This window comes from Alteribacillus sp. JSM 102045 (assembly GCF_041949975.1).
Classification (GTDB): Bacteria; Bacillota; Bacilli; order Bacillales; family Marinococcaceae; genus Alteribacillus.
The window spans coordinates 102988-123985 of the sequence record NZ_JBHFQG010000003.1; the positions used below are offsets into that span (position 1 = coordinate 102988).

21 protein-coding genes, 1 pseudogene and 1 riboswitch are annotated in these 20998 nt (G+C 41.2%); of the genes and pseudogenes, 6 read left to right on the top strand and 16 right to left on the bottom strand.

What is annotated here, in order from left to right; translation table 11 throughout:
- Positions 1 to 7: 7 nt before the first annotated feature.
- The 6 genes and pseudogenes from queF to ACE1TI_RS03240 all read right to left on the bottom strand — a co-directional run.
- Positions 8 to 499, bottom strand: a complete 492-nt coding sequence (queF, locus tag ACE1TI_RS03215; protein WP_375006142.1) for a preQ(1) synthase — start codon at positions 497 to 499, stop codon at positions 8 to 10.
- A 4-nt stretch (positions 500 to 503) separates the two neighbouring features.
- Positions 504 to 1223, bottom strand: coding sequence for a 7-carboxy-7-deazaguanine synthase QueE (gene queE, locus ACE1TI_RS03220; RefSeq protein ID WP_375006143.1), 720 nt, complete (start codon positions 1221 to 1223; stop codon positions 504 to 506).
- Positions 1220 to 1669, bottom strand: coding sequence for a 6-carboxytetrahydropterin synthase QueD (gene queD / locus ACE1TI_RS03225; protein WP_375006144.1), 450 nt, complete (start codon positions 1667 to 1669; stop codon positions 1220 to 1222). The genes queE and queD overlap by 4 nt, the downstream gene beginning before the upstream one ends.
- Positions 1669 to 2337, bottom strand: a complete 669-nt coding sequence (gene queC / locus ACE1TI_RS03230) for a 7-cyano-7-deazaguanine synthase QueC (protein WP_375006145.1) — start codon at positions 2335 to 2337, stop codon at positions 1669 to 1671. Before queC ends, queD begins: the two co-directional genes overlap by 1 nt.
- Positions 2338 to 2550: 213 nt before the next feature.
- A complete protein-coding gene (locus ACE1TI_RS03235) occupies positions 2551 to 2748 on the bottom strand; it encodes an EAL domain-containing protein (protein ID WP_375006146.1) in 198 nt (65 codons plus the stop codon).
- Positions 2749 to 2768: 20 nt separating this feature from the next.
- A pseudogene (locus ACE1TI_RS03240) lies at positions 2769 to 2948 on the bottom strand (EAL domain-containing protein); the annotation flags it as partial.
- A gap of 314 nt (positions 2949 to 3262) precedes the next feature.
- On the opposite strand from ACE1TI_RS03240, the gene ACE1TI_RS03245 reads away from it, so the two are divergent.
- Positions 3263 to 3385 carry a hypothetical protein gene (locus ACE1TI_RS03245; RefSeq protein WP_375006147.1) on the top strand — a complete coding sequence of 41 codons (123 nt, stop codon included), beginning with the start codon at positions 3263 to 3265 and terminating at the stop codon, positions 3383 to 3385.
- Between the two features lie 267 nt (positions 3386 to 3652).
- Here ACE1TI_RS03245 and acsA read toward each other — a convergent pair whose 3' ends face one another.
- The 4 genes from acsA to ACE1TI_RS03265 form a co-directional block, all read right to left on the bottom strand.
- Complete coding sequence (gene acsA, locus ACE1TI_RS03250) at positions 3653 to 5374, bottom strand: acetate--CoA ligase (RefSeq protein WP_375006148.1); 1722 nt, start codon at positions 5372 to 5374, stop codon at positions 3653 to 3655.
- Positions 5375 to 5690: 316 nt separating this feature from the next.
- A complete protein-coding gene (gene dcd, locus ACE1TI_RS03255) occupies positions 5691 to 6233 on the bottom strand; it encodes a dCTP deaminase (protein WP_375006149.1) in 543 nt (180 codons plus the stop codon).
- A gap of 119 nt (positions 6234 to 6352) precedes the next feature.
- Complete coding sequence (locus ACE1TI_RS03260; RefSeq protein WP_375006150.1) at positions 6353 to 7693, bottom strand: polysaccharide biosynthesis protein; 1341 nt, start codon at positions 7691 to 7693, stop codon at positions 6353 to 6355.
- Between the two features lie 367 nt (positions 7694 to 8060).
- The gene (locus tag ACE1TI_RS03265; RefSeq protein ID WP_375006151.1) at positions 8061 to 8360 is read right to left on the bottom strand and encodes an IDEAL domain-containing protein; all 300 of its coding nucleotides are present in this window, start codon (positions 8358 to 8360) and stop codon (positions 8061 to 8063) included.
- Between the two features lie 1305 nt (positions 8361 to 9665).
- Between ACE1TI_RS03265 and ACE1TI_RS03270 the strand changes: the two genes are divergently transcribed.
- The 3 genes from ACE1TI_RS03270 (at position 9666) to ACE1TI_RS03280 (ending at position 12690) form a co-directional block, all read left to right on the top strand.
- Positions 9666 to 10136 (top strand): YhjD family protein, encoded by a 471-nt coding sequence (locus ACE1TI_RS03270; protein WP_375006152.1) that lies wholly within the window; start codon positions 9666 to 9668, stop codon positions 10134 to 10136.
- Between the two features lie 166 nt (positions 10137 to 10302).
- Positions 10303 to 10956 carry a potassium channel family protein gene (locus tag ACE1TI_RS03275; RefSeq protein ID WP_375006153.1) on the top strand — a complete coding sequence of 218 codons (654 nt, stop codon included), beginning with the start codon at positions 10303 to 10305 and terminating at the stop codon, positions 10954 to 10956.
- Between the two features lie 87 nt (positions 10957 to 11043).
- Positions 11044 to 12690: a BCCT family transporter gene (locus tag ACE1TI_RS03280; protein ID WP_375006154.1), complete on the top strand. Its 1647-nt coding sequence runs from the start codon at positions 11044 to 11046 to the stop codon at positions 12688 to 12690.
- 504 nt (positions 12691 to 13194) lie between these two features.
- Here the strand turns inward: ACE1TI_RS03280 and ACE1TI_RS03285 are convergent.
- The 4 genes from ACE1TI_RS03285 to hmpA form a co-directional block, all read right to left on the bottom strand.
- Entirely contained in the window at positions 13195 to 13464 is a 270-nt protein-coding gene (locus tag ACE1TI_RS03285; RefSeq protein ID WP_375006155.1) for a phospholipase D-like domain-containing protein, read from the bottom strand.
- An 18-nt stretch (positions 13465 to 13482) separates the two neighbouring features.
- Positions 13483 to 13728, bottom strand: coding sequence for a phospholipase D-like domain-containing protein (locus tag ACE1TI_RS03290; protein ID WP_375006254.1), 246 nt, complete (start codon positions 13726 to 13728; stop codon positions 13483 to 13485).
- Entirely contained in the window at positions 13724 to 14611 is an 888-nt protein-coding gene (locus ACE1TI_RS03295) for a phospholipase D-like domain-containing protein (protein ID WP_375006156.1), read from the bottom strand. Before ACE1TI_RS03295 ends, ACE1TI_RS03290 begins: the two co-directional genes overlap by 5 nt.
- Before the next feature lie 83 nt (positions 14612 to 14694).
- Complete coding sequence (gene hmpA / locus ACE1TI_RS03300; protein ID WP_375006157.1) at positions 14695 to 15933, bottom strand: NO-inducible flavohemoprotein; 1239 nt, start codon at positions 15931 to 15933, stop codon at positions 14695 to 14697.
- Positions 15934 to 16093: 160 nt separating this feature from the next.
- Here hmpA and ACE1TI_RS03305 point away from each other — a divergent pair, with 160 nt between their 5' ends.
- Together ACE1TI_RS03305 and ACE1TI_RS03310 are read left to right on the top strand one after the other, a co-directional pair.
- Positions 16094 to 16552, top strand: coding sequence for an RrF2 family transcriptional regulator (locus ACE1TI_RS03305; RefSeq protein ID WP_375006158.1), 459 nt, complete (start codon positions 16094 to 16096; stop codon positions 16550 to 16552).
- A 12-nt stretch (positions 16553 to 16564) separates the two neighbouring features.
- Positions 16565 to 17383 (top strand): MBL fold metallo-hydrolase, encoded by an 819-nt coding sequence (locus ACE1TI_RS03310; RefSeq protein WP_375006159.1) that lies wholly within the window; start codon positions 16565 to 16567, stop codon positions 17381 to 17383.
- Between the two features lie 391 nt (positions 17384 to 17774).
- Here the strand turns inward: ACE1TI_RS03310 and ACE1TI_RS03315 are convergent, their stop codons facing one another.
- Both ACE1TI_RS03315 and mgtE read right to left on the bottom strand, forming a co-directional pair.
- Entirely contained in the window at positions 17775 to 18332 is a 558-nt protein-coding gene (locus ACE1TI_RS03315; protein WP_375006160.1) for a hypothetical protein, read from the bottom strand.
- Between the two features lie 293 nt (positions 18333 to 18625).
- Positions 18626 to 19987: a magnesium transporter gene (gene mgtE, locus ACE1TI_RS03320; protein WP_375006161.1), complete on the bottom strand. Its 1362-nt coding sequence runs from the start codon at positions 19985 to 19987 to the stop codon at positions 18626 to 18628.
- 780 nt (positions 19988 to 20767) lie between these two features.
- Positions 20768 to 20932: riboswitch (M-box (ykoK) riboswitch) on the bottom strand.
- Between the last annotated feature and the right edge of the window lie 66 nt (positions 20933 to 20998).

Genomic DNA, 20998 nt, shown 5'->3' on the forward strand with positions numbered 1-20998 from the left:
GTCAAGATTAGCGGTTATCGATGTTTTCTGGATGCATGTCATGATAAAAGAGCCTCTTTGACGCCATTTCTTCGTACTTTGTGCCAGGACGGCCATAGTTTGCATACGGATCAATCGAGATTCCTCCGCGCGGAGTAAATTTCCCCCACACTTCTAGATAACGAGGATCCATCAATTCCACCAGATCATTGACGATCATGTTTATAGCATCTTCATGAAAGCCGCCATGGTTTCGAAAACTGAACAAATACAATTTTAACGACTTGCTTTCTACCATCTTCTGTTCTGGTATATAACTGATGTATAATGCAGCAAAGTCTGGCTGCCCTGTTTTCGGGCAGAGGGTAGTAAATTCCGGGCAGTTAAATTTCACGAAATAATCCCGGTTTGGATGATTATTTTCAAATGTCTCTAAGAGAGAAGGATCATATTCAAACGTATAGCTTGTTTCTTCACTTCCCAAGTGGGAAAGATGCTCTACACCTTTTCTTTCCGGCATGTTTTTACACTCCTTGTTTATTTCCCCACAGCAAGGTATGAAGCTGCGGCAGGACTTTCACTTCGTTTAAGCGCTCAGAAGCAATGACTTTTTCGACCAGCTCTTCATATTTTTTTAATAAGTGAGATAAAAGCCAGCTATCATCAGATGTCTCTATATGCTCATTGCCTGTTTGCAAAAACATAGCAATCTCCGGGTAGCGTTCATGGACCTGAGCAGCATATTCTAAATCTGTATCATCAAATATGACGATTTTTAAACTGACTTCTTTATCTTCCCGGCCTTGTAATCGATGGATATAATGGTCAAGCTGCTCCCAATTGGTATCCATCCCAGAGCTCGGCGGTTTAGGAGAAATCGTCACTTCATCAATATCTTTCATCCAGGGCTGCCATATGGTTCCTTGTGTTTCTACAGCTGTTTTTATGCCTTTTTCTTGAAGTGCTGCAACCACTTCACCTAATCCGCTGTGAAGAGCCGGGTTTCCGCCAGAAATCGTGACATGGTTAAAAGCAGAACCGCCGATGCTTTCGAGCTTAGCGATAATCTCATCGACGTATAATAACTCTGCTTTTTGCGAGCCATCCCACGTAAAGGCAGAATCGCACCACGAACAGCGGTAGTCACAGCCGCCAGTCCGAATAAACATCGTCTTCTGCCCGATCACCATTCCTTCACCCTGGATGGTTGGACCGAAAATTTCTAAGACGGGGACTTTTTTCATGACTGAAAATCCCCTTTCTTCGGGCGGTAAACTACATAGCTTGTCGGTGTTTCCCGTACAAGCACCTGGATGCAGCACGGTTTGTTGCTGCTGCGATCTAATTCTCGCTGTACCAGCTGCCATATTGTCCGGGCCACTACCTCTGTTGTTGGAAACGTCTCTGGGTCACTCGTTTCAGACTCGCCAAATTCATTATGGTCATTTAACAAGGAATGGTCAAAGCGTTTATGAACAATGTCTTTTAACAATTTAAAGTCTATTAAAAAGCCAGTGTCGTCCAATTCGTCTCCCGCGATCGTCAAGTTAATTACATACGTATGGCCATGAATATTTGTACACTTGCCTGCCGCACTTGCAGGAATAAAATGCGCCGCAGCCAAATGCATGTCCTTATTCAGTTCATACCGATAGTCATGCTGTACTTGCGGGTAAAATTGATGAAGCATTATTCTTCCCGTTCCTTTTCTGTAATATATTGTTCATAACCAGCCTGGCGCAGCCTGCATGCAGGACATTCTCCGCAGCCATCCCCTGGAATACCGTTATAACATGTCAATGTTTTCTCTTTAATATATGACAGTCTGCCAAGTTTATCAGCAAGCTCCCAGGTTTCTTTTTTATCAAGCCACATTAACGGGGTGTGCAGGACAAAGTCTTTGTCCATTGCTAGATTTAAGGATACATTCAGCGATTTGACAAAAACGTCCCGGCAATCCGGATATCCGCTGTAATCCGTCTCACACACGCCTGTAACAATATGCTTTGCTCCTTTTTGAGATGCATATATGGTCGCAAAGGAGAAAAACAACAGGTTTCTTCCTTCTACAAAGGTAGTTGGCAATTCTCCCTCATCTCCGTCCTCCACCTTTATGTCATCTCTTGTGAGAGCGTTCGGTGCAAGCTGGTTTAATAATCCCATATCCATAACCTGGTGTTCTACTCCCAGTTCTTCTGTAATAGCTCTAGCGACTTTTAATTCTTCTTTATGACGCTGGCCATAATCGAACGTGACGGCGCTGACCTCTTTAAACCGTTCAAGCGCCCAGAATAAGCAAGTGGTACTATCCTGTCCTCCGCTAAATACTACTACTGCTTTTTCATTCGCAAAACTCAAGGCCAAACCCTCTTTCTATAAATATGCCCTTCATAGCATTCCATAATATATATTTATCATCGTAAGACCTGGGTCTTTTGCTGACGATTTTTTGACAATATTCCTATTATAACATCTTCCACCACATTAAGCTGTTCAAAAATACTTAAAGTGCTTTTTTGATGTTCACAACTCACAAACAAAGAGGCCCGATTCTATAAGGAACCGAACCTTTTAGCCTTGTTGAATGAAATGATGGAGTTCTAACAATTTTTTCGGCCTAGAGTAATAATAACCTTGAAAGAAGTGACATTGCAATAATTGCAGCTCTCTCTCCTGGGATTCTTCTTCAATACCTTCTGCGATCACTTTCAAGTCCGCTGTAGCAATGATCGTTTTCACAATCGCAAGGTTGGCTTCTCTATCGTTCATATCTTTTATAAAAGAACGGTCTATTTTTGATAAATGGTCCAGCGCCCAATACTATGTATAAATCCATTTCCATCTGCTATTGGAATAAATACAGCAGGAGAAATATATCCTTTTCGCGGATGCTTCCATCTTATCAAAGCCTCCATACCCATCATTTCTCCTCCTGACCAGCTGGATATAATAGGCTGATAGACTAAAAAAGCTTTTGATTGTGAAGCGCATGATAAAGATCATTTTCCAATTCATAAAACGCTTTTGCTTCTTCCTTTAAAAACAAAATTGATTCAACTTCTGTTCCTTATTTCGGATTTCTAAAACAGGTTATTCGTTTTATTTTTTCCCCTTACAGAATAAGGGAGAAATAAAGAGTAATAGGAAGAAAAAAGTAGAAAATGACGGATTTTATCCGTTTTCATAGCGAATGTTTCCGTTTTCCTTTTTATATTTGGATTTTGCTTGATTATTCATGGAGGAGGATAATGAAGATATAATGAGTGGAAAGAAGGAATAACAAATGAAGAAATTCTTTGAGGATTTTCTTGAAAGCAAATTTGCACGTTCGAAAAAAGAAGCGGCGCGGGTTATTAAAGAATATCAACATGGAAAAGGGCACATTGACCACTTTTTCTTAAAATAATAAAGCTATAAATGAAGGATCTTTAAAAGATGTCTTCTTTTTTTATTTTACCTAAAAAATCTGCTAAATGTCAAAAATCAAAAAATTGATAAGAATGTAACCTATAATCAGTTCATATCAAGTACCGCTGCCAACTTTGTTACTGCCTGTAAAGAAAAGAAAAAACCAAGCAAAACAGCCGGTCGTGATTTTTCCAAGACCGGCTGTTTACCATGCAATGGCATTTGTGACAATCTCGTTATTATTACTGCGAAAAAATGAAAAAGGCTAATCTTCTAACGTAGACAAATCTCCTGTTGGCAATCCAAGATCCCAGGCTTTTAGGACACGGCGCATGATTTTACCCGAACTTGTTTTAGGAATAGATCTGCGTATTTCAAACAACCGGGGAGCTGCATGAGCAGCCAGCTTCGTTTTTACATGCTGGCGAATATCGTTTAATAACTCTTCGTTTTCCATATATCCTTCCCGCAATGTAATAAATGCTTTGATTGCTTCCCCTCGTATAGGGTCAGGTACTCCTATCACCCCTGCTTCGGCTACCGCAGGATGTTCGACAAGCTTGCTTTCTACTTCAAAAGGTCCTACCCGTTCTCCGGAAGTGTTAATTACATCATCGACACGGCCTTCAAACCAAAAATAGCCGTCTGCATCCCGATATGCTGTGTCACCTGTTATAAACCATCCGTTTAGAAAATATTTTTCATAACGTTCCGCATTGTTCCAAATGGTTCGAACCATTGCAGGCCATTTCGGCTTTATCGCAAGGTTGCCCATCTGCCGTGCAGGAAGCTCTATTCCATCATCGTCAATAATAGCAGCTTCAATTCCAGGGAGAGGCTTTCCCATTGAACCAGGCCGGATGGAATTGCATGTAAAATTAGCACAAATTGGAGCACCTGTTTCGGTCATCCACCAGTTATCATGGATTCGCAGGTTTAATGCCTCTTGAGCCCAGCGAATGACTTCAGGGTTCAGCGGTTCACCAGCGGAGAGCATATGACGAAGTTGGGACAAATCATATTGTTTCGGCAGCTCATCTCCGCTGCTCATTAGTAAACGAAAAGCAGTAGGCGCGCTGAACCAGACTGTTACTTGATATTTCTCTAAAGTAGCAAACCACTCTTCGGCATTAAAACGGCCGCCGCGAAGGACATTCGTAACACCATTCAGCCATGGAGACCACATTCCAGCTGATGTCCCTGTTACCCAGCCTGGATCTGCCGTACACCAATAAATATCATCTTCATTTAAATCATATACCCATTTCCCTGCTATGTATTGATGGACCATGGCATCGTGTACCTGAAGCACACCTTTTGGCTTCCCTGTTGACCCCGATGTATAAATGAGCATCATTCCATCTTCACGGTCAACCCATTCGATCACTTCCTGTTCTGAAACAGATAAAAGATCGTCATATAATAATTGATTGTCCTCTATCGTTTTGTCTGCACCTACTAAAATAACGTATTCCAAATCAGGAAGCTGGTCCGTCGGGATACGTTCGAACAGTTCTGGCGTGGTTACTACTGCTTTTGCACCACTGTCAGCTAATCGTTCTTTTACTGCTTCTTCCATAAACGCTTCAAATAACGGGCCGGCAATAGCTCCGATTCGAAGGGTACCGAGCATAGAGATATATAGCTCAGGACTGCGCGGCATAAAGATAAATACTCGATCTCCCTTTTCAATTCCATATTTTTTCAGACCATTTGCAAATTTACATGACAGCGATTTCAAATCTGAGAACGTATAGGATGCTTCATAATTACTATCCGTATAAATAAATGCTGTTTTGTCTCCTTTTCCTTCCTCTACATGACGATCAATAGCTTCATATACCATATTGACCTTCCCGGTTTTTGACCAGGTAAAACGATCTTCCACCTTTTTCCAATCCATCGTTTTTACCGTTTCTTCATAGTTTTGGAGATTAGCATTGTTATTCATACTCTTTATTTCTTGTACGTCTACTGTTCTTCCCATAATAACCTCCTTCAATATGTTCTATAACAGAAAATTTATCATTTTATATTATATAACAGCGATACTCATTTTGGAATACTTAACTAAAGATAAAGAATTTTTAGTTTTTTTAATAAGTAATGGGTTATTTTTCGAACGGTTAAATTTAGTACGGTGCAATGAAGGAGGGGAGGTTGAGCACTTCATGAGAGCGCTTTTTAGAAGGAATTTCTGCAACCACATCTTGTGTGGACAATAACGAAATGGAAGTGTCACATATAAATGTAAGAGCCATCCCCTGCTTTGAGATAGCTCCTTTTTCGTCATTTGTGATGTATTAATTATTGCTTGTTTCCTCATCTAAATATACTTGGCTTCCGACTGCTTTTCGCTGTCCTTGATATTTTCCTTGATAAGGTACAGCTGCTTTTTTATCCATGAACGCGAACACAAGCTGAGCGATCCGGCGGCCTGCTTTTAATCGAATAGGCAGGCGGTTCGCATTGTAGAGCTCGAGTGTAATTTCTCCTTCAAATCCAGGGTCAACCCAGCCGGCATTTTGAATGAACAGCCCCATGCGTCCGATCGAGCTTCGTCCTTCCACAAACGCCGTTACCTGATCAGGTAGCCTAATATATTCTTTCGTCGTAGCAAGTAAAAATGAATGAGGAGGAATGATGACTTCTTCACTTTCAAATTCTAGATATTTAGCAGGTTCATCCAGTGCAATCGATTCAATTGCGTTTTCATCAATTTTTAAAAAGTGAGTTCCGAGTCTAATATCTACAGATGCCGGCTGTACTTGATGGTCTTCTATTGGTTCAATCTGCAGCTCATCCTGCTCTATCATTGTTTTGATGGTTTGGTCCGATAAAATCAACAGTATTGCCTCCTGCTCTCTCGTTTATTTCTTCTCCTCATTCAGTATATATAATTGTGCCCGCTTACGCTAGAGAAGGTTTTGATAATTCATTCTTTATTCTTCTTCATGCATAACAGCTAGAATGTTTTGCCATTGTATATTTCTTGAAAACGCAGTCCTACAGGTTCTTCCATTCGTTTGCGGATCGTCACATAATGCATGAGTGTAAGAATCACTATCCCTGTATTCATACCGATAATGATCCCATCCATTTGCAGCTGGGGAATAGAACCCAATACATACATAAGTACAAACGACACGGTTGTCGACCAAATAGAATGAAGAAATGCATCCTTCACAAGCCCAAGACCGATTAGAAAGGCCTGCATAGGAATAACAAAGAAATGAAAGAAAAAATACGGAGCAAGCAGCTGCAGGTATACCGCGGCCGGTGATTTTTCAAAAAACAAACTAGTCAATTCATTTGAGAAAAAATAAAATATTCCAACAGCAGGAACGGCATATAGAAATGTCCCGGCCATAATCTTGTTTAACAGAGTGCTCAGTGAAGACACCTGTTTTTTGGCATAGGCTTCAGAAACTGTTGGAATAAGAATGATTAATAACGAATGAGCAATAAAAGCCGGGAAAAATCCTATTGTAAACGCAACCCCTGCAAGCTTTCCATATTGTATGGTTGCTTGTTCTTCTACTACTCCTGCGTTCATCAGTGCTGCTTTAATTAAAAACGGCTTGACCGCAAAAGATGCTGCATGAAAGATACGCAGCCCCGTTGTCGGTAAGGAAACAGCTAAGAGAGTTTGCAGAACGGATGCTTTTTTCATAGGTAGAGACGGCTTTTGCTTCAATTGCTTTAATTCTTTTAAAAACAATACGAATAGATACAAAAACACGACTAACTCAGTTCCTATTAAAGTACATAAGCTTAAAAGTATAGCTATATCCGCCTGGAAATGAAATAATTTAAACACCGCAATTAAAAGGACTAATTGTACAGCTCTTCTTAGAAAATTTGCTATGGCAATTTTTCCCATATGCTGTGTTCCCATAAAATAGCCTCTAGCAATCGAGGATAACGCAATGATAGGAATAAGGGTTAACAGTAAATACGGCAGTGCTGGGTGATACTTATCAAAAACTGGAATCAGCGGAAACACAATAAAAGCTGCAGCTAAACAAGCAACGATAAATGCTGTCGTAAAACGTATCGTGTGATGCAGTAAGCTTTTATGGTAGGCCTTTTCTTTTTCGGCTACTGCTTTGGAAATAGAAATAGGCAGCTCCATGCTTGCAATCACAACAAGAAACACGATCGTTGGCAGAATGGACATATATAAACCGAGACCTTTTTCTCCCAGTTCACGGGCTAATACCATATTAATCAAAAATTCTAAGCATTCTCCTAAAAAGGCAGCAATGATAAGTAAGAATGTCCCGACCACAAACGTGTTTTTCATATGGCCTCCCCTTCTTTTCCACATCTCTTCTATCATATGAGACAAGTTGGAGAAGTATTTATTCACCTCGAGACCTAAATAAGAAAATCCATCTTTATGACTGAAGAAAAAGAGAAGAAATGATATAAAAACGGAGGGAGGATTGCGGAGAAATGGATGACGTTCTAGGTGATATAAGGAAGTGCGAGCGTTTATGACTCATTTTGAGAAACATATGCACATATTTCCAAAATTTATGAATCAATTTCTTCAAATGTGGGAATAACTTGAGGTCTGGCCCCTCTACAAAAAAACGCCCTCTTCTGTTAAGCGAGCTTTTTGCAAAAAAATGCCGCCAGCCCTCATCCAGGCTGACGGTTTTTATTTCTTATTTCACTTTAAATTCCAGTTCAACTTCATATCCTTGCTCTGAGATGACCTTGCCATATTTGTATTCTCCAATTAGGGCATTATATTGATTGGTTAATACTTGAAAGCTTTCCGGGTCCTTCTGGTCTAGTGCCTTGTCAATCATGCGCTGCAGCCGCTCTTTATTAAAGTAATAAACAGCGTATTCCATAGTCATCTGGGCATATAGCGATTGAAGCACCTGTCTTGATGGTCTTCTGCCATGCTTTGCCGACTTGATTTTTTTCATAAAATGCTGTTCATGAGTAGGATGTAACATTTTCGTCGAACCCCCTATCCTTTCACCGGCCTTTACCGGTTTTTGGCTTTCTGTCCTGTCCTTGGCGGGCGACGCGCGCATGAAGTACTGGCCCGGGCTCAAGCATGTGTTTGTTTACTGACAACATACCCGCATGGCGCTTCCTCTAAACGCTTTCTGCTTACATCTTTCTTTATACTTCTTTTCTTAGGGTATACGGCTGGCTTTGATGCTTCTTCCTTTTCTAAGGAAACCCTCTTGATGACTATTCTGCTGCCGCTTATTTCTAATGCTTTTGTGTCTCCTATGGTACAAGGAAAGCATTTAGGCTTTTGATTGTTTGAGGAGCGGCCGGAAAATACAATTTTTTCTTGTGTGGGTGGCTTCTTTTTTATTATATTACAGGACACTATTTAGCGTGTTTGTTATATTTATATGTGATAGTTCTTGTATAAATGCGGGCTTCTATCCTGTTTTTGAAGAATCTGGTTTTTGAAGAATAAGCTGCGAATCTCTTCGTCAGCTGCAGTCGTTTAGTCAGGTCACGTAACGGGGTACGCTCCTTCCTGCTCTCCTTGGCTTCCTCGACCTTCTTGCTTCTTCTTCAAAAACTCTAGCCAACTACGAGACTCTTCCTCAGCTGTAGTCGTTTAGTCAGGTCACGTAACGGGGTACGCTCCTTCCTGCTCTCCTTGGCTTCCTCGACCTTCTGCTGATTCTCTTCAGCGCTGCGGGCTTTTTGTCAGGTGTGTACCGGGTGGCTTTTTCAGCCTTCTTTACAACTTCTTCATAAACTTCTTTTTTCCTGCTTTTTCTCTTTCGGCTGCTGCAGTTTTTCCGTCCTTCTTGTGCTATTTTACTTTCTTTTTCCGGCTTATCTGGGACATTTACTTCCTTTAATTGCCGTATCCGTTCTAAGTGTTACAGCAGACAGGTGCTCCACTACTTGACCATAGGCAGTCGCAATCAAACTTTTCTGACTTTTATGAGCGGTTCGGCAGGGGTGACCCGCCCCTCCGCAGGACTCAAACACCGAGCACAGAATGTGTACCCCCACGTCGCTATTTTCTCTTTAAAAAAGCGCTGTTTCGATTTTAATCTTTTTTTGTATGCGCTTTCTTATATTATAACGTATGTTGCTGGTCCATTTAAATAACTGATCTCAGCTTTTTTCTTATCCTTTAAAAAGTTTAACTTTGCTAAAGGAATAAAAGTATAAGTAAAGACTAAGGCTTCCAACGTACAGGATTGCTACAGGACGCAGCGTTTTTAGGCGGTTTCCTTTATACACGGCGGCAAGCCGAGTTTTCCTAAAAGGGATCACCAATGAAGGAAAAAAACGTCACTTGTATATTAGAGAAATTTTTCGGTATAATAAAATACAAACAAACGTTCGAAAAAGAGAGAGGGATGGCTATGCAAATAAAAGAAGAAGAACATATTATGATTCATTACTTCATTTTGCTTCCTCTTGTTAAAAAAGTTCTTGAAAAAGATTTTCAGCTTTTTGAAACCGGGTCCTTTAAGGTGAAAGATCCTTATTTAGACATGGTCCAAGAAGCATTACGGCTTCTGCACAAAGATATGCGCCATATTAAACAGTACATGCATCAAAAGCAAATCCGCGTCACCTTCGAAGAGAACGACGGCATGTTTTCACGCTACAGCTATGTGTGTAGAGGGCATGAAGGATCGAGCAGTTACTTAAATGCTAATCTAAAACGCCAGACCCGTCATTGTATGGAAGCCTATTTTCTAAAAACATCCCCTCTTCAATCCGATTCTGTCCTTCATTAAAAATGAAAATTTTCTGTAATGAAATGGATAATTGACAAACACTAAACACGAGAGATACATTACAATAAGAAAAACGCAAGCCGGGCTGGCTTGAAACACCAATGGAACAGCTAGCTCGTTTTTGGAAACAAAGCAGAACCAGGAGAACCAGGAGGGAGACAATGCTGTGAAAAAGCAATTTGCAGTCATAGGGCTGGGACAATTCGGCGTCAGTGTCAGCACAGAACTATACAAGCTTGGTCATGATGTTCTTGCAATTGATGTCAACGAAACAAAAGTAAACGAGATTGTAAACGATTCTACCCACAGTGCTGTAGCTGATGGAACGGATGAAAAAGCGCTTCGCAGCTTGGGAATTACAAATTTTGACCATGTAATTGTCGCAATTGGAGATAATCTTCAGGCCAGCATTCTTTGCACATTGCTTCTAAAAGAAATGGGCATTGATTCTGTCTGGGTAAAAGCCCAAAATTATTATCATCACAAAGTTCTCGACAAAATTGGTGCAGATAAAATTATCCATCCAGAACATGATATGGGTAACCGAATCGCACAGCATCTCGTATCGGAAAAGGTTATTGACTACATTGAACTCTCCGATGACTTTTCGATTGTTGAAATTGCTGCCCCCCGTTTTATGGATAACCGAACATTAATCGAACTAAATATCCGTGCAAAATTTGGAGTAACCATTTTGGGAATAAAAAGAGGAAAAGATATCAACATATCTCCTATGGCAGACGACAAAATATTTGAAAATGACGTTTTAATAGTTATCGGTCATAAAAACGATTTAAAACGTTTTGAAGAAAGCAATTAAAGCGTTTGCTTATAGGGCTTGCTTGATAAGAATTTCCAAAATGGCAGACGACCAATCCGTTTTATTATCTACTTAGGAGTGACTTACTTGGGAACAGGCAATTATACATACAGTACAAAAAAACCTGGAATAGTTTTTATTATATCAGCCGTGTTTGTATTCTTATTTGTATTATGGGGATTTGTCCGGCCGAATCAATTGGCCAGTGTTGCGGCGACATCCCTTGATTTTACAATTGAAACCTTTGGCTGGTTTTACATGATGGTTGCAGCTTTTTTTGTAACCTTTATTATATTTTTGGCGCTTAGTCCGTATGGAAAACTTCGACTGGGAAAACCAGAAGACCAGCCTGAATATTCCTTTTATGCCTGGCTGGGCATGCTGTTTTCAGCGGGAATTGGGGTCGGCTTTGTATTTTGGGGAGTAGCAGAACCAGTTCTTTACTATGTTGACACGCCGCTCGATCAAGATGTTGAAACCCAGGCAGAAGCCGCGCAGCTGGGGCTCAATTATGGTATATTTCACTGGGCTCTTCATCCATGGGCCATCTTTTCTTTAGTAGCCCTTGCCCTTGGGTATGTACAGTTCCGAAAAGACCAGCCGGCACTAATCAGTTCAGCCTTCTATCCATTGTTTGGAGACCGGGTCCGCGGCAAAATCGGCCAAAGCATTGATATTCTTGCTGTATTAGCTACCTCAACAGGGGTTGCTACTACATTTGGTTTAAGCGCAATGCAAATCAGCGGAGGGCTTTCCTATCTTACGGGGCTGCCGAACAATGCTGCCACTCAGCTGATTATTATCGGAATTGTATCGATACTGTTTATGGCTTCTGCAGCCTCCGGCCTTGATAAAGGGATCCGCTATCTAAGTATCGTCAACTTAACCGTTGCCGGCCTGCTTCTAATCTTTGTTATTTTTCTAGGGCCGACGATTTATTTGCTGGAAAGCGTGACAACGTCTCTTGGTGCTTATATTTCAAAATTTGTACCGATGAGCTTAACGATGACTCCGTTCACGGACAGTACCTGGATAGGTACGAACACAGTTTTCTATTGGGCCTGGCATATTTCCTGGGCTCCATTTATGGGGATGTTTATCGCCCGAATTTCAAGAGGACGAACCATCAGAGAATTTATCGCAGGAGTGCTGTTGGTTCCTTCACTGCTAGCTGTTATTTGGTTCAGCGTATTTGGAGGAGCGGCCTTAAATCTTGAAATGAACGGAATAGCTCCTATTGCTGGAATCGTTAATGACACAGTCGAACTTGCATTATTTGCAACCTTGCAGGAATTCCCGTTAGGAGGTTTGACAAACGGTCTGGCATTAGTATTAATTCTGATTTTCTTCATCACATCAGCAGACTCTGCTTCTTATACACTAGGAGCAATGACCTCTAAAGGTAGCCTGGACCCGACTTTATTCACAAAAATTACGTGGGGGGTCCTCATTGCAGGTACAGCCTCTGTGCTGCTATTGTCGAATGGGCTTGAAGGGCTTCAAACTGCTTCCATTGTTGCTGCCCTTCCGTTTTCTATTATTATGACTGTGATGGTTTTCTCGATGTTTAAAATGTTTACACAAGACTTGAAGAAAGAAAGAAAACAAATACACCAGCGCCAAATGAAAGAAATGAAAGAAGAAATTTTGGATGAATTAGAAGAAGAGATTGATGACTTTTCTCGAGACTCCTCTTCCGTCTCTTCTAAAAGTAAAAACGAAAAAAGAAAATAGAAAACGAAGGAGCTGCCTCAAAAGCACTTGTATGGTAAACAGCGGGTCGTGAAAATAAAACTTGACCCGCTGTTTTGTTTACTTTTCTTTTTATGCATTTTTTCAGAAGATGGCAGCAATGCTCGATGTGAAACTTCCTTCTTAGGGCAGGACCTCGCTCAAAACCCTTTAATGCAAGTAACTGGGACTCCAAAATCTTTTTCAAGATTCTTGCTTGGTTACTGAATTTCCTCTCTTCCTTCGACTCCGGTCTTCAAGAGCCATCCTTGATTACCGTTCCAACCTACTTCCTCCAACCTCGGGCTTCGTGCACCCTCCTTGGTACCGTTCCAACTCGCTGTCTCCAAATACAGGTTTCAAGAACCTTCCTTGGTTACCACTTCGCATTTCTTTCTAATACCTCGGGTTTCAACCCCCTTGTTTGGCGAAGGAGAAACAGGACATAATCACACGATAAAAGGGGATGCCCCTTGCTTTTGAGACATCCCCTCTAGATACAAAATTTTAATACGTAGACGTATTTGTTAGTTTTTGGAGGTAATATATAAATTTCAACCAAAAAAAAGCATTTTTTCTAGCATCATACGGAAAAGTATAGAGGGTATCTTTATTGAACCAGATCCGGTCGAAAAAAACTTGGGCATCTTTTAAAGCAGGCGTCTCTTTTGTTCCTACCACAAGCACACTGGCATCTAAATTATAATTTTTTAGATTTCTGCGTGTGAAATTGTCAGAACCTCCAAGCGCCACCACTTTTTCTTCATTCTCAATCAAAAGCAGCTTCGTATGAAACTACTCGCCTTTCGTTTCATACCAACGGACATCCAGATCTTTTTTCTTACTTTTCATAAGCTCATAAGCCACCGGCTTGTTTGGGATCCCGTTTTTTCGCTGACCGAACGCTTCCATATTCTGATCAAAAATGATCCTTATCTTTGCCCCTCTGTTGTGTGCTCTTAACAGGGCTTTTATAATTTTCGTATCCGATAAGTATAGAATTGCCAGGTGAATGTTGCTGCCTGCCCTGGTTTCATTAATTAATTTGAGAGCCTCTTTTCGCGTCGCCTTCTGTCAAAAGCTGAATAGCTGCGTCATCTTCAGCAGTAGAAGCGCCTGCTTTTTTCATCCTTTTTGTCCGTTTTGGCAATACAGTGCCTCCACTGAACGCCGCAACTGCTTGTTCGGATTCAAGGCCATCATCAACAATATTTCCTTTTGCTGCAAAGCCGATATTATTAAAATACGCACTTGCATCGTGAGGATTAAAAGAGGAAATCAGCGCTTCTCGGTCCGTATAAACTATTTTGCGGTGGTTCGCTTTTAGATTTAACATTTTTAAGTAGGAACGAAGCGTTAAGGAAGGCTGTTTCCGGCTCATAGCATGAGGAAGCCATCCATACCCTCTGGTCCCAAACCACTGAAAATAAGCTCGCCAGAACCCAGCTACGATCGGATTGGAATCCCGAATTTTTCGCAGGTCTGTCATGATGACTTCCACCCCGTTCGCTTCGAGCCTGCTTAAATGGGGAGACTCATGCGCCCCATAGGCGGTGTTAACCGGGTCGGTAATAAACACAATTTTCATATCAGGATATGATTTCTTTTTTTCCACTAATGCTTCGGTTATATTTTCAGCAATTCTTGGGTATTCAATATCGTTGCGATGATAGTCATTAAACAGAAACTGATCAAGAACGATAAAAGATTCCGCTTCTTCTATTATCTTTAAAATTTTAAGATATAGATCATTTTCCCACACAGGCTCCTCTTTTTCATACCAGAGGTTATACAAGAATTGTAAATCTTTTGCTTTATGTTTTTTTCCTCTCATCGCCAGTCCCTTAGGAAGCGGCTTAATTATGCCGTAAATCATTGCCGCAGCCGGAGAGATGAGAAGCAGTCGTTTCCAAATAGTACGCATGCTGCCCCACCCTTTCTCCTCTATTCATTGACTAGATTCCCTAACAGCTTTCAAGTCAAACTAAAAGGGTGGAACTGCACTATTTAGTTAGCTTCTAAATCAGTCGCAGGGCCGAAAAATTCAAAATGCAGGCGGTCCTCTGAAACATTAAACTCATGTTTCAGCAATTGATTGATAGTTTGAAGAAAAGGCAGCGGACCACAGAAATAGTAATCTGCTTCTTCTTCAGGCAGCAGAGATTTCAGCCATTCTTTATCAATATGTCCTTCTTTTTGAACATAAGGATCTGTATTATCTTTTTTCGTTAAAGCATCGTAACATACGTGATAAGATACCTTTTCATGTTCATCCGCTGCTTTCGTTGTATGGGCATGCATGGCATGTTGAGCGCGGTTTTGGGCTGCTTGTATAAAAGTAACAGGACGATTTTTTTCTTCGAGAAGCTTGTTAAACATACTCATGAGCGGAGTAATTCCTACGCCGCCGCTGATTAAAACAACCGGACGGTTTGTTGGCTGAAGATAGAAATCACCGGCTGGAGCGGTTATCTCCAATATATCTCCTTCTGCAACGGAATGATGAAGATAATTGGAAACAATGCCATCCGGAAATTCTTCTCCTCCTTCTTCCCGCTTCACACTTATACGAAAGTAATCTTTACCAGGCATATCAGACAATGAATACTGTCTAAGGTGTAAATACTCTTCTCCTGGTATTTCCCCTTTCAACGTTATGTATTGGCCCGGTTCAAATGACGGAAGACTTCCTCCGTCTGCAGGGCGCAGATAAAATGAAGTAATGACGTCGCTTTCAGGAACTTTTTTGTCGACCGTAAACGCTCGAAATCCTTCCCATCCGCCGGACTTCTGTGCAGCTTCTTCGTACATTTTTTCTTCCACCGAAATAAAAACATCTGCAATGACTCCATATGCTTCTTGCCAGGCAGCAAGCACATCATCTGTCGCTGCATCTCCTAGAACTTCTTTCATAGCAGCAAGCAGATTTTCCCCTACAATTGGATATTGTTCCGGCTTAATTTGAAGACTGCGGTGTTTATGAGCAATCTGGTTTACGACGGGCAGTATGTTTTCCAGCTGATCAATGTTTTTGGCCGCGGCCAGTACAGATTTTGCCAGGGCTTGCGGCTGCCGGCCTTTTTTTTGGTTCACTTGGTTAAATACATTTAACAGCTCTGGATTTCTCTCGAACATTCTTTTATAAAAGTGAGTGGTAATTTCTGCTCCTCTTGCTTCTAAAATAGGAGCTGTCGCTTTCACCGTTTCCATTGTTTTTGGATGTAATGCTGTTTTACTTTGACTCATCAAAAATACCCCCAACATTTAATATGCATTTCCAATACATGATTTATCTTATCATAAAAAAAGCATACAAAATGCATGTTTTTCATCTTCATATATCTATTTCGTGTAAATATGATATTATATATTACATACAAAACCTAACGTAGATGGAGCGTTCACCATGCAGCTTACTTCTTACACAGACTATTCTTTACGCATGTTAATTTATCTGGCAGCGGTTGATTATCCCAGGCTTGCCAGTATTAAAGAGATATCATCTGCTTACCAGATTTCCTATAATCATTTAACAAAGGTCGGACATGAATTAGTAAAACTCGGTCTCATTCAGTCCATTAAAGGGAGAAACGGCGGAATAAGATTAGCAAAAAGCCCAGAGGAAATAAATATTGGCTGGGTGGTACGCCGTACCGAAGACAATTTAGAATTAGTGGAATGCTTTAACCCTGAAAAGAGCACTTGTGTTCTCACCGGCCAGTGCCGTTTAAGAGGGGTTTTACAAGAAGCACTGAAAGCTTATCTGCAAGTTCTTGATAGCTATACACTTGACGATATCATAACGAACCGATCGGTCTTAAAAAGTCTTTTAAACACCCCGTCCGCTCCACCAATCAAACAATAACGAGGGAAATGTATGATTGTAAAAAAGACCGTACTGCCGGATAAACATTATCATGACCTGCAGGCAGCAAGAGGAAAAATAAAAATTGGAAGACAGTCTTTTTTTTATCATGTGTATTTTTATCAAGGGGTCCTGATTGATACAGGGCCTCCTCGTGCAAGAAAGCACATTGAAAAATTTGTACAGGCAAAACAGCCTGATAAAGTCTTTCTTACTCATTACCATGAAGACCATAGCGGAAACGCATGCTTTTTACAGAAAAACAATCAGCTTCAGATCTGGAGCGGAGAAAAAACAGCTTCGGTATTAAAACAAGGTTTCCATCTCCCTTTATATCGAAAGGTAGTTTGGGGAAAAGACATAAATCGTTTCACTCCTCTTACGACCACTGACCCGTATGTGGAGCACAGAAACGGCAGGCTCCTTCTTATTCACACTCCGGGGCATTCAACCGATCATTACAGCTTGTATGATCCAAATAGAAAGTGGCTGTTTGCCGGAGACTTGTTTTTAGCAAAAAAGCTTCGATATGGGATGAAAGAAGATTCGGTCCCGCAGATGATTCAATCGCTAAAGACCATCCTTCAATGCGAAATTGAGACTGTATTCTGCGGTCATGCGGGGATTGTGAGAAAAGGAAAAGAGGCATTGCAGGCAAAGCTTAACTTTCTTCTAGACCTTTCTAAACAAACAAGAGCTCTTCAGCGCCAGGGGTATAACAGCAAAAGAATAACCGAGAAGCTGCTGGCAAAAAGTACTGTCATGAGCTGGGTTACAGGAAACGAGTTTTCTCCCCGCCACCTTGTTGAATCTATCCTGAAAGAAAAATAAGAAACAAGCGTAAGCTTTTCGAACGTATAGCAAAACTCAATTTTGTCGCGTTTTAAAGGAAACCGCCTAAAGACGCCAAGTCCTGTGGTAACGGCTCAAAAATAAAATTTTATACTTTCCTGACAGTGGAACAAAAGCGCAAGCGCCCTGGTCAGCCTCGACAGGTAAATGTTCTCCAGTCATGAAAGGCGCTCTTACTTCCACAGGATGTGCTGACTTTTGCATTGCGAACACGATGTTCGTGATTCTAGCAAAAGTTCCTTAAACCGTCTTGGGCCTCCGAGAGGCTGGGCGCTAAAGCTAGACGCGGATCAAACAATATGGAGATAGTTATCCACAACTTGTAAAAACATAATTTCCTAAACAACAAAAAAGCAGGGTTCTGATCATTTCAGCCCTGCTTTCGCTTATCTGTATATGTGAGACGGTAAATCGCGGTCCGTCCGCTTTCCATCGAACGCAGCTTGAGAATTTCAGGGGGCTCACTGCTGCTGTAAGAAGCAGTGAAAGCCATTGCTTTCGCTGCGTTTTGTAAAACTTTGGGGTTTTTTTCAAAAACATACACCGTTAAATATGGATCTTCTTTAATAATAGGAACAGTAAAATGCTGACGGCTCCATGCTTTTGGATATTGTCTGTATTGAATCCAGCCCGCTAAATTACCTGTTTCCTTTTCAAGGAAAGGCAGCAGAAATCCGGAAATATGAACCAGCCACAAATAATAGGAGGTATCATGCCGGAACCACAATGGCGATAACATTTGCCATTTTTCTTTAAATACCTCTGTCAAAAGAGTCGGCGTCCGATGTTTCTGACTATATTTTAACACTTCTGTGACTACTTCATTTATAACCTCTTGTACAGCACGCTTCCAACTGTCTATTTGAAAGCCCTGAACTGGATAGAAGGGTCCTTCTTGTTTGAAAAAAGAGTCAAACTTTTCTTCCATCTCCCTTCCTCCTTTCCTTTATCTACCTTCATTGTACGCCCTGAGTGAAAACCTTGTAAAGAACAAAAGCGCAAGCGCCCTGATCAGCCTCGACAGGTAAATGTTCTTCAGTCATGAAAGGCGCTCTTTGCCTTTCATGACTGGAGGTTATTTAACCCCGAGAGGCTGGGCGCTGAAGCTAGACGCGGATCAAACAATATGGAGATAGTTATCCACAACTTGTAAAAAAAATAATTTCCTAAACAATAAAAAAATCAGCCGCGGAGCTAACTTTTGCATCCGCCGCTGATATATTATAAATATTGGAGTAAAGAGGTAGCAACAGTAAAGTAAATCATTAAACTAATAAGGTCATTTAAAGTAGTAATAAAAGGTCCTGATGCAATAGCCGGATCTAATTTCAGTTTGTTAATAACTAATGGAATCGTACTGCCGATTACACTTGCCATTCCGAGTGATAATACAATCGAAGCACCGACTATTCCTCCAAGCAGCAGGTCTCCATAAAAAATAGCAAGCAATAAAGTGATGACTGCTCCGGCCATTACCCCTATTAAAAGTCCAGTAGAGAATTCACGGATAATTGTTTTCCATAATCCCCGCTTTTCCAGACTCCCTGTTGCTAGAGCTCGAACGGATACTGCTAAAGACTGCGTACCCGTATTCCCAGCCGAACCCATAATCATTGGAATAAATGCTGCAAGCAGCACCACTGTTTCTAACGTTTCTTCAAATCTTCCAATCACTTCTGCAGTTAATAAACCGAAAAACATCAGCATAATAATCCATGGAGCTCGTTTTTTTGCAGCTTGGAACGATGTTAACGTAACATCCGTTGATCCTCTTGCTGCTGTAATTTCTCCTAAATCCTCTGTTGCTTCTTCTTCAATGACGTCTAACACATCATCTACTGTTACAATACCTAGCAGCAAGTTATCATCATTCACGACCGGTGCAGCCAGAAAATCATATTTTTGAATGAGGTGAGCGACTTCTTCCTGATCGGTCTTTTCGTGGACGGATACGACACGCGTACTCATAATGTTTTCAATTTTTTCGGTAGAGATAGAGGTGATCAAGTCACGAATAGAAGTAACACCGGCCAAGCGGTCCTGTTCATCTACTACATACAAATAATAAATAGTCTCTGCGTCAGGACCCTCCTGACGAAGCAGCTCAATAACATCGCCTACATTATCAGAGGCTTTAATAGATATAAATTCCTTTGTCATTATCGCGCCGGCAGTTTTTTCTTCATAACCCAGCAGCTCTCTTACGTCTTCGGCATCTTCAACATCCATAGCCTTTAAAATATCACTGACGTTATCCTGCTGAAGCTCATTTAAAAAATCTGCAACATCATCGGCATACATATTATTAAACACTTCTGCCGCATAATGATCATTTAACTCCAGCGCTATATTCTTTTGTTCCTCGACTTCTAAGCCCTCAAAAATTTCTGCGAATTCATTTGGGCTTAAAAATTCATATACCCGTTTTCGTTCCGGTTCTTCTAAATGAAGAAATACATCGGTTTGGTCAGCAGGGTGAAGCTCTAAAAACAGCTCGCGAAATTTATCAATCTCATCTTTCATCGCGGCTTTTATAATCTGATCCATATATTCTTCTCTTGTCTGCTCATTTAATTCGACCACAGGGCATCCCTCCATCTGGAGAGATCCTTTCATCTACGCCATCCCAGTGAGACGCAGGGGATATGGACCTCTCCTTATTCTATTGCCTAAATCTTTGCGTTGTAATCCCAACCAGTCCATCCTGCTGTATGGACAACTATCCAAATCCCCTCACCTCACTTTGTAATATAGGATGTGCTAACTGACGATTAGGTGTTGCAAAAAAAAAGAAAAGCGCAAGCGCCCTGGTTTAAATGATGTTCGGCTAACATTAGTGAACTTCTACTAAATTCGCACAAGTCGACGCACAGGACGTACTAATGTCGCCAATGCCACAGGACGTGGCGTTTTTGGCGACGAAAGTGCAACGTAGAAGTCACCACTTCCCCTGTGGAAATACGTCCTGTGACAACGTCGAACTGCTTTGTACAGGAAGTACTGATTTCTGCGTTGTGAACAGGACGTTCACATTTTTAGCAGAAGTTCCTAATTAACTTGGGCCTCCGAGACGCTGGGCGCTGAAGCTGGACATCAAAGCGCAAAATTATATACCTTAGAACAAAAGTGCAAGCGCCCTGGTAAGCCTCGACAGGTAAATGTTCTCCAGGCAATAAAGGCGCTCTTTCCTTTAATGACTGGAGGTTATTTAACCCCGAGAGTCTGGGCGCTGAAGTTGGACGCTAATCAAACAGTAGGGAGATAGTTATTCACAATTCGAAAAATATAATTTCCTAAACAACAAAAAAAGCACGCCCTCTTGAGATGAAAGGGCGTGCTGTTTCCTGACAAAGGCATGACCATACACGTCCCCATTCGTAGAGCTTTAGCACTGTACGGCATAGGGCCAGGTCCAGCTGCATTAAAAACCACCTTATATCGATGGTTTCTGTTGACCCATTGGCGTCTTTGGACATTTTTGGGCAGCAGCGTTTCTCCGTACAGGAGCCTCACCTAACGAGGTTACTTCTAAATAGTACATGGTAGAATATAACGCCAACGAAGTGTATATGTCAATTACCTGATGGTTAATTT

Bases quoted from the DNA above. Each gene is read 5' to 3' on its own strand.
- queD (WP_375006144.1), bottom strand. From the start codon at position 1,669: ATGCTTCATCAATTTTACCCGCAAGTACAGCATGACTATCGGTATGAA.
- ACE1TI_RS03245 (WP_375006147.1), top strand. From the start codon at position 3,263: ATGAAGAAATTCTTTGAGGATTTTCTTGAAAGCAAATTTGCACGTTCG.
- ACE1TI_RS03315 (WP_375006160.1), bottom strand. From the start codon at position 18,332: ATGGAAGAAAAGTTTGACTCTTTTTTCAAACAAGAAGGACCCTTCTAT.
- ACE1TI_RS03265 (WP_375006151.1), bottom strand. From the start codon at position 8,360: ATGTTACATCCTACTCATGAACAGCATTTTATGAAAAAAATCAAGTCG.
- queE (WP_375006143.1), bottom strand. From the start codon at position 1,223: ATGAAAAAAGTCCCCGTCTTAGAAATTTTCGGTCCAACCATCCAGGGT.
- ACE1TI_RS03270 (WP_375006152.1), top strand. From the start codon at position 9,666: ATGAAGGAAAAAAACGTCACTTGTATATTAGAGAAATTTTTCGGTATA.
- hmpA (WP_375006157.1), bottom strand. From the start codon at position 15,933: ATGAGTCAAAGTAAAACAGCATTACATCCAAAAACAATGGAAACGGTG.
- ACE1TI_RS03295 (WP_375006156.1), bottom strand. From the start codon at position 14,611: ATGCGTACTATTTGGAAACGACTGCTTCTCATCTCTCCGGCTGCGGCA.
- ACE1TI_RS03310 (WP_375006159.1), top strand. From the start codon at position 16,565: ATGATTGTAAAAAAGACCGTACTGCCGGATAAACATTATCATGACCTG.
- queF (WP_375006142.1), bottom strand. From the start codon at position 499: ATGCCGGAAAGAAAAGGTGTAGAGCATCTTTCCCACTTGGGAAGTGAA.
- ACE1TI_RS03235 (WP_375006146.1), bottom strand. From the start codon at position 2,748: ATGAACGATAGAGAAGCCAACCTTGCGATTGTGAAAACGATCATTGCT.
- ACE1TI_RS03305 (WP_375006158.1), top strand. From the start codon at position 16,094: ATGCAGCTTACTTCTTACACAGACTATTCTTTACGCATGTTAATTTAT.
- ACE1TI_RS03260 (WP_375006150.1), bottom strand. From the start codon at position 7,693: ATGAAAAACACGTTTGTGGTCGGGACATTCTTACTTATCATTGCTGCC.
- acsA (WP_375006148.1), bottom strand. From the start codon at position 5,374: ATGGGAAGAACAGTAGACGTACAAGAAATAAAGAGTATGAATAACAAT.